Genomic DNA, 14302 nt, shown 5'->3' with positions numbered 1-14302 from the left:
GAAGAAATGAGAATTAACAAAGATATTGTTTCTTCTGTTTAATATAGAAAAATGAAGGGTACCCCATATCTATGGGGTATCCTTCATTTTTTATTTTTTCGCACCTTTCAATGACTCCCTCAGCACAAATTTCTGCAACTTCCCGCTCGCATTACGAGGGAGTTCATCTACAAATAAATAATGACGCGGACGTTTATAATCTGCTAGTTCATCACTTTCTTTGCAATACGTTTCTAAATCAGCTTCTGTTATTGTTTCATCTTTCTTCACAATAACTGCCACAACACGCTCTCCCCATAATTCGTCTGGCTCACCAAGTACCGCCACATCTAATATACCAGGATGACTATGAAGGAAATCTTCAATTTCACGAGGATAAATATTTACGCCACCGCTAATTACCATATCATCAACGCGATCAGCAACGAATAAATAACCGTCTTTATCAAAATAGCCTAGATCACCAGAATGATACCATCCTTTATACATCGATTTTTTATTCGCTTCTTCACGATTATGATAGCCAGCCATCATAGTTGGGCCGCGCAAAATAATTTCTCCCACTTCATAAGGAGGTAATACATCCTCTGGTTCTGCCGGTTCATCCTCGTTCGGTTTCACAATACGAACTTCATGGCTAAAGCATGGCGTGCCTGCTGAACCAGCTTTCGTAATTTGATCCTCCTCTACGAGAAACGCAACAACTGGTCCCATTTCTGTCATTCCGTATATTTGAACAAGATCAATATAAAGGCGTTCTTTACATTCCTTCACTAACGCCGGTGCCATTGCTGCTCCGCCGTATATACCAATCTTCATCGAAGTTAAATCATACTGAGCTAAATCTTTTTGCAACAACATATTCCACATCGTCGGCGCTGCAAAGAACGTCGTAATCTTTTCTTCTTGAATCGTATGTAATACTGTTTCTGTATCAAAATGATGCAAAATAACATTCTTTCCACCAACTTGAATGCGTGGTATGATTCCGGCATTTAATTCACCACAGTGATATAAAGGCGCCACAACAAGCCCTACACTATCTCTATTATATTTAAGGAAATACGTACAAATCATACTATGCTCAGTCATTTCACGATGACGATGTAATACGCCTTTCGGATGACCTGTCGTACCGCTCGTATAAAGCATTGAACAATAATCCATTTCATCAATTTCGATATTTACTTTCTCAGAAGATGCTTCATTCACTTTTTCATGGTAGGAACTTGCATAGGAAGGTTTATCGTTTTCTATAGACCAAAAAGATGTATTTGGAAAATCTCTTTCAATTATAGCAACAGTTGACTCAACTGCTTTTTCAAAGACAACGACTTTCGAGGATGCGTCCTGAAGAATATAAGATACTTCTTTCGCCTTTAAGCGGAAATTAATCGGGTTAAAGATCGCTCCGATTTTCGCACAGGCTAAGTAAACGTTTACAAATTCACGGCAATTATATAAGTAAACAGATACCGTATCTCCCTTTCTTACTCCGTCTTCTAATAGAGCGTGCGCTGTTTTATTTATTTGTTCATCCCACTGTTTATACGTCCAGCGAATATTCTTTTCAGGTTCCACTAACGCCTCTTTATTCGGATACTTACCAACTGATAAATCAAAAATTCTCCCTATCGTCATGTACATGCCAACAATTTCCCCCTTTTCTCTTTCATAAATCTATCATTTCGTCCATAAGTAGACATTGTCCTTTAATGATTTGACTAATTTTTCTGATTATTATCGACATAGTTTTACATACGGTTCCGCTAAACGGTAAATGAAATTATATCGACGATTTTCCAGATATATCGACCGTAACTTGAAATATATCAGCGATTTTCAAAATATATCAGCGCAACTCGAATTATATCAGCGATTTTTCGAATATATCGACTTACCGACAAAAACTGACAAGATATAATCGGACCGCCCGTTACTGCAGGATAAAAAGAGGTTGTTCCAACTCGGAACAACCTCTTTCTTCTTATGCAAATAGCTCTTCTAAAATTTTCAGTTTATCTTCTGTATATTTCACAAAGCCATCGTTATATGATTTTGGATCTTTCGGATTTGCGAAGTGAGTAATTGCTCCCGTCTTCGGATGAACAAATTTACTTGATGCACCACAGCCAAGTCCGATAATTGATTGTACTTCTTCCATAATGACAATGTTGTAAATACTTTCTTGCGTCGGCATTGCATAACCAACGTTCTCTAAGTTACCTAAAATATTCTTTTGACGATATAGGTAATATGGTACGTAATTATGCTTTTGCGTCCACTCTTCTGCTTCGTGCATCATCGCTGTAATTTCTTCGCGACCTGCTACTTTATATTTACGTTTGTTTTGCGTCATTTCAGAAGCACGTTTGAATGATAACGTATGAACTGTTAATGATTCTGGCATTAACTTTTCTGTTTCATCTAACGTATGTTTGAAGATATCTAACCCTTCACCAGGAAGACCAATAATTAAGTCCATATTAATATTGTTCATTCCCATTTCACGAGCTAAATGGTATTTCTCAATTGTTTCTTCTACAGTATGATGACGTCCAATTGCTTTTAGTGTCTCTTGATGGTATGACTGCGGATTAATACTAATACGGTCAATATTCCATTTATTTAACACTTCTAGCTTTGCTGGCGTGATCGTATCTGGGCGACCTGCCTCAACTGTTACTTCACGCACATTTTTCACATCTGGGAACGCTTCATACATTTCTTCATACAGCATATCCATCTCTTCTGCTGTAATACTTGTAGGTGTACCGCCGCCGTAATAAATCGTCGTAACTTTTACACCTTTTTCTTTTAAAAACTTACCAATTTCACGAACTTCATAATGTAAACCACCCAAGAACGAATCAACAGAGCCTTGGCGTCCATTAATCGCATAAGCCGGGAATGTACAATATGCACATTTCGTTGGGCAGAACGGAATACCGATATAAATACTTACTTCTTCTTTCAAACGGTATAAATCCGGAACAACTGCTAATTGGCAATCAACAATGCGCTGAAGAAGTTCAATTTTCTCTTCATGAATTAAATAACTTTCACGAAGCTCTTGATGCGCTTCTTCTTTTGACATACCATTTTGAAGCATTTTATGAAGAAGTTTCGTCGGACGTACTCCCGTTAAAATACCCCAGCTTTGTTCAATACCAGTTAACTGCTGAAGAACAGAAAGATATACATAAGAAACAACGTGCTTCACTTGCTTCATACGCTCTTTTTCATCTGTGAAAGCAGATAAATCTTTCGAGAATGTTTCTTCATACACATTTCCTGTGCTAACATCCGTTAATCGAGCGGATGCTTTCACATTATCCTCAATGTGTATATCAACGATAAGATTCGCTTCCTCTTGTTCAAATCCAATCGTACTATCTTCAAAAAATAAGCCGCCAATATTTTGTAGCGGACGTAAAAAACGATCATCTTGTAACGTTTTAATTGAAATTAACAACATTATCACCTTTTCATTTGCAAACTCTCTTTAGTTTACTTGAAGGGCGTTTACAGGTCAATACAGAAGGTTTTACCTGTTTCTCTTACATTTTTTCAAATAATTCTTTTTATGAATATCGCTCATGTATATAGACATCATGATTTTCTCTTGTTAAAATTTATTAGTACTAAAATCGATACATAGTGAAAATACAATATAAAAAGGAGGAATGTTAACACTAGATTCCATAATCTAATGTGTTAAAAAAATATGAAAAAGAAATTTTATAGTGTTTTAACTCTCTCTCTTGCATTACAAACTGTTCTTGCACCTACTTATTCATTTGCAGAGAGTGCTGAAAAATCCGCTGAAGTATACACGGAAGATCAAGTTTTTAAAAGTATTAAAGAGCATGTTAATGAGCATAGTACTCATGAAGAAGATATCGAGGTTACTAGCCAATTCCTACTATACACTTCAAAAAAACATTCATTATATACCGCGAATGATTTAAAAAACAAATCGAATATCGAGATTACAGAACAAGTCGTAACGGCGACAAAGAAAAAAGGAAATGCTTATTACATAACGACGCCAACTGGCGCTGGATGGATAGATAACAATGATAATAGCTTAGAAGTTCAAGAGATTCATAAACTATCTAATCAAAAATTAATCGTAAAAGAAGAAGCTTCCATACATGCCCTTCCGTTCCAATCATTTAAAGAAGAAGGGAAACTACAGCCACAAGTCATAACTCCTACTGAACAAGCTGGAAATTGGTTTAAAGTCCAAATAAATGAAACAGCAAAATGGATTTATGCACCTTCTGCTACATTTGAAGGTACAAAAGCTTCATTATTAAAAAACAGTCGTACTGCTAAAAATAGTTTATTGAGATCGCCAGAAGCTCTACAAACAAACAATATTTATGGCGTTACATTTAAAGAAATGATTGTCCCAAAAGGAAATGACGATATTCGCCCTGGCTACCCGATGGTACCTAAATATATTACGATTCACGAAACAGCTAATACAGCGAAGGGTGCTAATGCTCTAAATCATGCAAAATTCTTAGATAATCAAGCACGCGGAACAGCTGATCGCGCCGCATCTTGGCATTTCACAGTAGATGATAAAGAAATTTATCAACATCTTCCAGTAAATGAAGTTGGATGGCATGCTGGAAATAAAACTGGAAACTATGAATCTATCGGAATTGAAATTGCCGTTAATCAAGATGGAAACTATGAAAAAGCGGTAGAAAATGCCCGTAAATTGGCAGCTTATTTAATGAACGACTTAAATATTTCTCTAGATAAGGTCCAAAAACACCAATTTTGGTCAGGAAAAAACTGCCCTGCGTTTATGATTCAACGCGGACAATGGGATGCTTTCTTAAAAGGAACTGAAACATACTATAAGGAAAACCAAAAAAACCCCGTAACTGATGACATTACAGGTGGATGGTATGAACAAGACATTCGTCAATTAGCAGCTAGAGGCATTATGCAAGGAGAAGGGAACGGCAAGTACTTCCCAGAACGTCTTGTAACGCGTGCTGAATTTGCTACACTAATTACTCGTGCTTTACAATTACCAAGTGGAAATGCTAATTTCACAGACTTAGAACAAGTACACCCATCGTTAAGAGACGGTATTAATCGTGCAGCAAGCGCAGGTATAATCCGCGGACGTGGTGATAATACATTTGATCCAAATACTACAATTACACGCGAAGAAGCTGTTATTATGATCGATCGTTCTCTAAAACACGCTGGTATTTTTGCAAAACAAGTTGAACTACCATTCGTAGACCAAAACTTAATTTACGCTAAAGAAGAAGTACAAAGAGTGTATGGATATGGAATTGTAAAAGGTAATGAATTTAATCAATTCGTACCAAAAGGACCATCACAACGTGCACACGCAGCTGCATTTATAAACAGAATGCTTAGCGTAATTGAAGCTTAACATATTTATCATTCCATATAGATATTTTCATTTTATCTGTATTCACTTAAAAGGCATCAGAGATTATATATCTCTGATGCCTTTTATACATCTTTTAGCTATTTTTAGCCATGAATCTTAAACGTATGCCTAATAGCAGAAGCATAAAACCGATGAATGGAACGTAATTCGTATTGTGTCCTGTAGCTGGAAGTTGTTGATTATTAGAAGAACCTTGTCCTTTTTCTGGTAAATTAGGTTTTTCTACTCCCTCACCTGGTTTTTCTGTTCCTTCACCCGGCTTCTCTGTTCCTTCATCTGGCTTTTCTGTTCCTTCACCTGGCTTCTCTGTTCCTTCACCTGGCTTCTCTGTTCCTTCACCTGGCTTCTCTGTTCCTTCACCCGGCTTTTCTGTTCCTTCATCTGGTTTTTCTGTTCCTTCACCCGGCTTTTCTGTTCCTTCACCTGGTTTTTCTGTTCCTTCACCTGGTTTTTCTGTTCCTTCACCTGGTTTTTCTGTTCCTTCACCTGGTTTTTCCGGACCTTTTTCTGTATCTTTTTTATTTGTAATTTGAAGCTTTACAACTTCAATTTTTTCATTAGAAATCGTAAATTTTATTTCCTTATCGGATAAAGTATATCCTTCTGGCGCTTGGATTTCTTTTAAAGTGTAATCTCCTGGTTCTAACTTCTTAGAAGTCGCTTTACCGCTCTTGTTTGTTGTTAATGTGTCGATTTTTGTTCCGTCTTTCCAAATTTCAAACACTGCGCCTGCTAATATTTTATTTGTATTATTAGCGTCTACCTTTGTAATTTCTAATTGACCTGTAATTTCTTCTTTCACTTTTTCATTCATAACTTCTTGTTTTACTACTTCATTTGCTACAACATTTACTTCTACTGTTACTTCTAACGCTTTATAACCTTCCGGCGCTTTCGTTTCCTCTAACGTGTACTTTCCTGGCACTAAGTTTTCGAATTTCACAACACCGTCTTTATTCGTTGTTTTCGCTTCTCCAACTACTTGACCAGCTTCGTTCTTTAATTTAAATTCTGCACCTGCTAGAACTTTTCCACTCTCCGAATCCTTTTTGATTACTTGTAAGCTTCCTAGTTCTTTTGCGTTTTCTACTTGTACTTCTACTACTTTGTTTGCTTCCACAACGACTTCAATTTCTTCTTTTAACAACTTATATCCTTGTGGTGCTTTCGTTTCTTTTAATGTGTACTTTCCTGGCTCTAATTTCTGTGAAACTACTTTACCAGTTTTATCTGTTCGTAACGTATCTACTTTTTTACCATCTTTATACACTTCGAATTCTGCATCTGATAATACTTTCGTTTTATCTTCCGCATCTACTTTTACAATTTCGAATTGACCAAGGCTCTTACTGTTCGTTACTTTTACATCAACAACTTTTTCACCGTCAACTGTTACATGAATTATTTGTTTTGTTAACTCATAACCTTCTGGTGCTTTTGTTTCTTCTAACGTATATTCACCTGGCACAAGTCCGTCTACTTTAACCGTTCCAGACTTATCTGTTGTAATTCCTTCTTTTACAACATTTCCTTTCGCATCTTTCAATGTAAATTGTGCGCCTGCTAAGCGTTTCGTTTGATCTTTATCATCCATTTTAATAATTTGTAGAGAACCTAAGATTTTTTCGTTTTCTGCCTCTACTTTTACTACTTCTTTCTCGTTTTGAATTGTTACTTTCCATTCTTTATTTGAAAGCTTGTAGCCCGCTGGTGCTTTCGTTTCTTTCACTGTGTATTCACCTAGCGGTAATTTCGGTGACATCACTTTTCCACTCTCATCTGTTTTTAGTTCTGCTACCTTTTTACCATCTTTATACACTTCGAATTCTGCACCTGATAACAATTTCGTTTTATCATTCGCATCTACTTTCACGATTTCGAATTGACCCATTACTTTTTCATTCATGACTTCTTGTTTTACTACTTCGTTCGCTACAACGTTCACTTCTACTGTCACTTCTAGCGCTTTATAACCTTCCGGCGCTTTCGTTTCCTCTAACGTGTACTTTCCTGGCACTAAGTTTTCGAATTTCACAACACCGTCTTTGTTCGTTGTTTTCGCTTCTCCAACTACTTGACCAGCTTCGTTCTTTAATTTAAATTCTGCACCTGCTAGAACTTTTCCACTCTCTGCATCCTTTTTGATTACTTGTAAGCTTCCTAGTTCTTTCGCATTTTCTACTTGTACTTCTACTACTTTGTCTGCTTCCACAACGACTTCAATTTCTTCTTTTAACAATTTATATCCTTGTGGTGCTTTCGTTTCTTTTAATGTGTATGTTCCTGGTTCTAATTTCTGAGAAACTACTTTACCAGTTTTATCTGTTCGTAACGTATCTACTTTTTTACCATCTTTATACACTTCGAATTCTGCATCTGATAATACTTTCGTTTTATCTTCCGCATCTACTTTCACGATTTCAAATTGACCCGTTACTTTTTCGGAGATCTTTTTATTCACCACATCTACAGTCACTATTTTATTAGCCTCTACATCAACAGAAACTGAACTAGATGATAATTCATATCCTTTCGGTGCTTCTACTTCTTTTAATATATAGCTTCCAACTGGAAGTTGTTTCGATAAGGCTTCACCTTTATCATCTGTAACAATCGTTTCCACAACTTTCCCATCTTTATCGATAACATCAAATTTTGCACCTGGTAGAAGTTGACCAGATTCACTATCTTTTTTCAATAATTTAAATTGGCCATTCTCTACTTTTCTCGTATTCTTCATAACAAGTTCAATTACGTTTGTATTATCAATTGTTACTTTGACTGGTGTATCAACTTTTATATATCCTTCTGGTGCATTTATTTCTTTTACAAAATAGTCACCAAGTGGTAAATCTTTAACTTCCGCAATACCCTTTTCGTTTGTTGTAACAGTAGCCACAACGTTATTATCTTTGTCTATAACATCAAATTTTGCGTCTTTTAAAACAATGTTTTCATCGTTTTCATCAACTTTTTTAATTTGTAAATGTCCTTTTTCAGTTGCTGGCTTATTCCACTTTGGCCAGTTAAATTTAAAGTTATGAACCTCAAAACCATCTCTTTGGTGTAATCCTCCAACATAGGCTTGTCCATTAATAGAACCACCTTTTGTTTCTACAACTGCATTAGGTGCAAACACACTACCTACTACACCATAACCTTTAGTTGTTATCTTTGTAGCATTAGGAAATACCCAAATTACCTTACTAGCTAACTCAGTAAAAGATGAATTAGGATCGTATGCTTGAGATGTATTAATTAAATCCGTCGCCATCCCAGTATTTCTTGTATCATACAAAATTGCACCGCCACCAAAACTCACTTCTTCTGCATCTGAATAAATAACAATAAAGTCTTTATTCTCTACATTCGGAAGAAAAACGTCTTTTACATCAAATGTTTTCTTTCCAGTTTGGCCTGAAGAGACATAAATATTAGGGTTATTTAAATCTTCACCGATGCCAAAGCTCATATTAGGTTTTGGCTTATCAGTCTGTAGTTTACTTGCATCCCCGATTACACCATCAACGTCTTTTCTAAATTCTTTAAACTTAGCATCAATCTCCGCTTGCTCTTTATAAGAGATACGGTCATATGATGTTTTCATTGCGCCATCTGGGTCACCGTCTTTTGTCATCGCTACTGTTCCATCTTGAATAATTACTTGTCCTGCTCCCGCTTTCGTAAATTGACCGCCTAGTAATAATGATGGATATCCTTCATCTACCCAAGTTGCTCCAGCTAAGTTATTTGCTCCAGTTGCAGCCGCTACGACTGTATAACTTGATGCGTTCATATTTTTCTGAACAGCCATCGCACCTTCAATATCCGCACTCGTTGCACTATGATCTCCAAAAATGATGGCATTGTAATAAGATACATCACCTAAACCTTTTAATTCTGTTGTAGCTGCCTCTGCTTTAAATGGTAAGTGGATTAAAAAATTCATACATATTAGTAATACAACTATTAAACTACTACTTAACTTTTTAATTTTTTGATTAAATGATTTCCTCAAGAAATTCATTCCCCCTTTTAAACTTCCTAGAACCACAAAAAGAAGTACATATCATATGTACCAAACCTTACTCACATTAACTTAAAATAATCCATTTAAATAAAACAAAGAAACACTACAACTACTTAATAAGATTGCTACAATTCATTTTTGAAATAATACGTGAACTAAACTGTCATGCGGAAATACTTTTACGTATGGGAGCCCAATAAAATTAATCTGAAGAATATTTCATGTGGTGTAACTATTTTGGCAACATCATTCACTTTACATTAGTTTTCTAAAGGATTCAAGTGAATTGTATAGGTTTCATACACAATTCATATTTTAAAACGCTTTCACTGTTTTTAATAAGATAAACAAAAAAACGTAGCCAAAAAGCTACGTTTTTCTGTCATCGTTTCGGTGTATTTTTATGATTCTTCAAAAACGGAAGCGGGAATTGCTTACGGAAATGCTCTTTAATCATATACTCTACACCGTTTTCGCTATTTGAACGTGTAATCCAATCTGCTGCTTGCTTTAATTCTACAGGCGAGTTCCCCATCGCTACCCCAAGTCCCACGTTTTCAATAATCTCTAAATCTTCCATACTATCTCCAATCGCAACCATTTCATTTAGCGAAATATTTAAATGCTCTCCAAGCAATTGTAATCCACGTAACTTTGATACATTTTGCGGTAAAATTTCTATTCGTTTTGAATCACATTCAACATACTCTACATCTTGAAATGCTTTTCTTAATGTGTTCAGTCCTCTTTCTTTTTCACCTTTCGTTTGGAAAATAACATCAATTTTTGGCGCCGCTACCGGATGGTCACGAAGCGCATCACCTAACGAATCTACAAATTGAACTGGATAAAATAACGGGTCTGCACTTGATAATACAGTGCGCGCAATTAAGTTTGGTGTATTTCTCTCACGATTTCCGATTGAAAACCGTTCATGAGAAATACGTACGTTACAATCAAAGTGCTCTAACACTTGCACAATATTAAAAGTCTTCTCTTCAGATAATCTTCTTTGAACGTACGGCTTATCTAACGTTGCTGAAACGAAAGCACCACCATGTGTCACTAATATAGAATCTAATTTTAACGCCTTTGCTACTTTATGAGCGGATTGAAAATTACGACTCGTAAATAACGTGACGTATACATCTTTTCTTTTCACAAATTCAATTGTTTCTCGTAATCCTTTTGCAATTTTTCCATTGTTGTATAGTAGTGTCCCATCTATATTAAGAGCTAGTAAGCGATAAATCATGTCGCACTCCCCCTCTTCGCTGTTGTACTCTATCCATAATTTATGAAATAAATGTAGCAAATAGAACGAGTTAGAATTACTACTGAAAATTTGGTTTACTATATACATATACACTTAGCAAAGGAGATAGTACAATGCAGGCACCTCCTTCTTTTTATGAAGGCGATACGTTAGAAGTCGCAAAAAAATTACTCGGGCAAAAACTTGTTCATATTGTAGACGGAATAAAGCGAAGCGGAATCATTGTAGAAGTAGAAGCATATAAAGGCCCAGATGATAAGGCCGCACATAGTTACGGAGGCAGACGGACAGATCGCACAGAAGTTATGTTTGGTGCACCAGGGCATGCTTACATATATTTAATTTACGGTATGTATCATTGCTTTAACGTTATTACAGCGCCAGTGGGCACCCCGCAAGGTGTTCTCATTCGAGCTCTTGAGCCGGTAGATGGAATAGAAGAAATAAAACTAGCGCGCTACAATAAGACCGAAATTACAAAAGCGCAGTACAAAAATTTAACGAACGGTCCTGGCAAACTATGCCGTGCACTTGGCATCACTTTAAAAGAACGCGGTGTATCGTTACAAAGTGATACTTTACATATTGAATTAGTTCCAAAAGAAGAACACATATCATTACAATATAAAATAACAGCAGGACCTCGTATTAATATCGACTATGCAGAAGAAGCTGTACATTATCCGTGGCGTTTTTATTATGAGGGACATCCGTTTGTTTCAAAGAAATAAACGATATCGACTTACCGACAAATAAAAGAAGACTGTTCCAAAGTGGAACAGTCTTCTCCTTTTACTCCGCACCTTCCGCAGTTGCAATATTATCCTCTAAGTTTTCTCTTGATAATTCAGCCGCCATAAAATCTGCTGTTTCTGGAAGTGCTAAATGCATATGAGCTTTTTGACAAATTTGGATCGTGCAGTTTTCTACAACATAGTCGAAAACATGTCCGCCTCCGCTTCTTTCATCATCAATGTAATGTAAGTGGAATCCAGCTACCCCAATACCTTGTGCGTAATCTGGTGTCCAAAATCCAGCAAGCGTACCTTCTGTATTTTCAAACGAAAAGATTGGTTGCGATTTCGTCACTTCAACGAGTGGTGTATACGGTTTTTCTTGTCTTGGAACAGTTCTCGTTCTTACTTCACGGAACGTACCGTCCATTCGAATAGCGTAAAATAAGTTTTTACTTGGCATTAATTCATGTAATAACGCTTCAACTTCTTCACGATTCATCGGACGCTCTACCGTATAACTCATTTCTTTTTCAAAAAACGTTACAGTTGCAAATGGCGTTGTTTCTTCTGGCTCTACTTTTTCCGCTGAACCGTCTGAACGTAAATGATAAAATCCATTATCAAATGCAATCATTTCACCGTCTAATTGATCAAATGTGCCGATGCCGAAATCACCATGTTTTTTCAAATCTTCAAAGCTAATCACACCATCATATACACCATCTAATAGCGCAAGCATTGTAGATGTTTGATATACTTCATTACTCATTTTCGTTTTTTTTGCATCAATATCAATTAATTGCGCAACAGTCATCTCAAATCTGCCTCCATTAGTTTAATTGGTTTGGTAATAACTTTTCACTTAATTTAATGTTGTCACGATAATCGATTGGAATATCAATAATGACAGGGCCGTCTGCTGCTAATGCTTCTTTTAATACCCCTTCTAATTCATCAGGCGTGTTAACACGAAGACCTAACGCCCCGAAACTTTCCGCATATTTCACAAGATCAACATCGCCAAACTCTGTAGCTGATGTTCTGCCGTATTTCATCATTTGTTGGAATGCAACCATATCATATGTGCCGTCTCTCCAAACAAGATGGACGATTGGAGAATTTAAACGTACCGCCGTTTCTAACTCCATCGCTGAGAATAAGAAACCACCGTCACCTGATACGGAAACTACTTTTTTACCTGGTTCTACTAAAGTAGCTGCGATTGCCCAAGGAAGTGCAACACCTAACGTTTGCATGCCGTTACTAAATAATAATCTACGTGGTTCATAAGAACGGAAACATCTCGCCATCCAAATAGAATGGGAACCGATGTCACATGTAACAGTTGTATCGTCACTAATTAAAGAACGAAGTGTACGAATCACTTGAAGTGGATGCGTAACACCTTCTGCAGGACGATTTGGAACTTCTGCTTGTTCTGATAATTTTGCGCGTAATCGTTCTAATACCGCTTCTGATTTCGTACTTAATACAAGTTTCGGTAATTTCTCCGCGATGCTATTTACCGTTAAGGCAATATCACCAATTAATTCACGCTCTGGTTGGTAATCATGGTCGATATCTGCTTGATGGTCGTCAAGATGAATAATCGTTCTGTCGCCAAGTTTATTCCAGAACTTTGGATCATACTCGATTGGATCATAACCGATAGAAATAACAAGGTCTGCTTCTTCTAGTAAAATATCACCTGGTTGGTTACGGAATAATCCAACGCGGCCGAAGAAATGATCTTCTAACTCACGTGAAATCGCACCAGCTGCTTGATATGTTTCAACGACAGGAAGTTCTGTATCCGCAATTAATTTACGAACAGCTTTCGTCACTTCATTTGTGCTCGCTCTCATACCGAGTAAAATAACTGGTAATTTCGCTGATTTTATTTTTTCTACTACATATGTAATATCATTTGTGGGAGCGATTCCAAGCTGTGGCTTAGAAAGCGCACCGATAGACTCTACAGTTGTTTCCGCAGTCATAACGTCTTGCGGAAGACTTACTAAAGTAGCTCCCGGATTTGTGGAAGTCGCACTTCGAAATGCATTACTAAGTGCTTCTGGCACATTATCAGGATGCTCTACTTCTACGCTATATTTTGTGATTGGTTCGAATAGTGCAGCATTATCCATAGATTGATGCGTACGTTTTAATCGATCCGTACGCGGTACTGCACCAGCTAAAGCAACAACGGGATCACTCTCCGCATTCGCAGTAACAAGACCTGTCGCTAAATTTGATGTCCCTGGTCCTGAAGTTACAAGACATACGCCCGGTTTCCCTGTTAATCTACCAATAGCAGCTGCCATAAATGCTGCATTTTGTTCATGACGACAAACGATTAACTCTGGTCCTCTTTCTTGCAATACATCAAATACAGAGTCAATCTTTGCTCCTGGAATACCGAAAACATGTGTAACACCTTGTTTAATTAAACAATCAACAACAAGATCTGCTCCTTTTGTTTTTGTCTTCACGTCGTTTACTTTTACACCTGTACTCAAACTAATCATTCCTTTGTTTCATAATTTGTGTAATAAAGATTTTTAATTTCACCTAGTTAATTAATGTGGTGAAGTATCATTTATCATTATATTACAAATGCATTATTTTTCCAACAATATGAATTCGATATTATTTTGACAAGATTTAAAGAATGCGCTTACAACCTTTTGTTTATCTTAAAATAACATTTTTATATCTCTTCTAAAAATGTACAAAAATACTTCCACCTATTCACATTATTAACAAATTTATAGTACCTTGCAAAGAATAATAGCAAGTGATATATT

General features: G+C 36.5%; 8 protein-coding genes. 2 read left to right on the top strand and 6 right to left on the bottom strand.

Annotated elements, in window-relative coordinates; genetic code table 11:
* Positions 1–90: 90 nt before the first annotated feature.
* Both ACTFRY_RS22340 and ACTFRY_RS22335 read right to left on the bottom strand, forming a co-directional pair.
* A complete protein-coding gene (locus ACTFRY_RS22340; RefSeq protein ID WP_098616955.1) occupies positions 91–1647 on the bottom strand; it encodes a fatty acid--CoA ligase in 1557 nt (518 codons plus the stop codon).
* A 340-nt stretch (positions 1648–1987) separates the two neighbouring features.
* Positions 1988–3478 (bottom strand): coproporphyrinogen III oxidase, encoded by a 1491-nt coding sequence (locus tag ACTFRY_RS22335; RefSeq protein WP_001999181.1) that lies wholly within the window; start codon positions 3476–3478, stop codon positions 1988–1990.
* Between the two features lie 249 nt (positions 3479–3727).
* Between ACTFRY_RS22335 and ACTFRY_RS22330 the strand changes: the two genes are divergently transcribed.
* Positions 3728–5431 (top strand): S-layer homology domain-containing protein, encoded by a 1704-nt coding sequence (locus ACTFRY_RS22330; protein ID WP_000726535.1) that lies wholly within the window; start codon positions 3728–3730, stop codon positions 5429–5431.
* Positions 5432–5525: 94 nt separating this feature from the next.
* Here the strand turns inward: ACTFRY_RS22330 and ACTFRY_RS22325 are convergent, their stop codons facing one another.
* Positions 5526–9470 carry a SpaA isopeptide-forming pilin-related protein gene (locus ACTFRY_RS22325; protein ID WP_350369350.1) on the bottom strand — a complete coding sequence of 1315 codons (3945 nt, stop codon included), beginning with the start codon at positions 9468–9470 and terminating at the stop codon, positions 5526–5528.
* A 394-nt stretch (positions 9471–9864) separates the two neighbouring features.
* Positions 9865–10737, bottom strand: a complete 873-nt coding sequence (locus tag ACTFRY_RS22320; protein WP_000640417.1) for a Cof-type HAD-IIB family hydrolase — start codon at positions 10735–10737, stop codon at positions 9865–9867.
* A gap of 134 nt (positions 10738–10871) precedes the next feature.
* On the opposite strand from ACTFRY_RS22320, the gene ACTFRY_RS22315 reads away from it, so the two are divergent.
* Positions 10872–11489, top strand: coding sequence for a DNA-3-methyladenine glycosylase (locus ACTFRY_RS22315; protein ID WP_098616957.1), 618 nt, complete (start codon positions 10872–10874; stop codon positions 11487–11489).
* 61 nt (positions 11490–11550) lie between these two features.
* Here the strand turns inward: ACTFRY_RS22315 and alsD are convergent, their stop codons facing one another.
* Positions 11551–12309, bottom strand: coding sequence for an alpha-acetolactate decarboxylase (alsD, locus tag ACTFRY_RS22310; RefSeq protein ID WP_098616958.1), 759 nt, complete (start codon positions 12307–12309; stop codon positions 11551–11553).
* 16 nt (positions 12310–12325) lie between these two features.
* Entirely contained in the window at positions 12326–14014 is a 1689-nt protein-coding gene (gene alsS / locus ACTFRY_RS22305; RefSeq protein WP_000103546.1) for an acetolactate synthase AlsS, read from the bottom strand.
* Positions 14015–14302 lie beyond the last annotated feature (288 nt).

The sequence above is a fragment of the Bacillus cereus group sp. MYBK195-1 genome (genome assembly GCF_051916605.1).
GTDB classification, from domain to species: domain Bacteria; phylum Bacillota; class Bacilli; order Bacillales; family Bacillaceae_G; genus Bacillus_A; species Bacillus_A cereus.
Note: the sequence above shows the minus strand (reverse complement) of the source record. Positions and strands in the feature narration are given on the sequence as shown.

Excerpts from the sequence above, each read along its gene's own strand:
- ACTFRY_RS22340 (WP_098616955.1), bottom strand. The coding sequence starts at position 1,647 with ATGTACATGACGATAGGGAGAATTTTTGATTTATCAGTTGGTAAGTAT.
- ACTFRY_RS22335 (WP_001999181.1), bottom strand. The coding sequence starts at position 3,478 with ATGTTGTTAATTTCAATTAAAACGTTACAAGATGATCGTTTTTTACGT.
- ACTFRY_RS22330 (WP_000726535.1), top strand. The coding sequence starts at position 3,728 with ATGAAAAAGAAATTTTATAGTGTTTTAACTCTCTCTCTTGCATTACAA.
- ACTFRY_RS22320 (WP_000640417.1), bottom strand. The coding sequence starts at position 10,737 with ATGATTTATCGCTTACTAGCTCTTAATATAGATGGGACACTACTATAC.
- ACTFRY_RS22315 (WP_098616957.1), top strand. The coding sequence starts at position 10,872 with ATGCAGGCACCTCCTTCTTTTTATGAAGGCGATACGTTAGAAGTCGCA.
- alsD (WP_098616958.1), bottom strand. The coding sequence starts at position 12,309 with ATGACTGTTGCGCAATTAATTGATATTGATGCAAAAAAAACGAAAATG.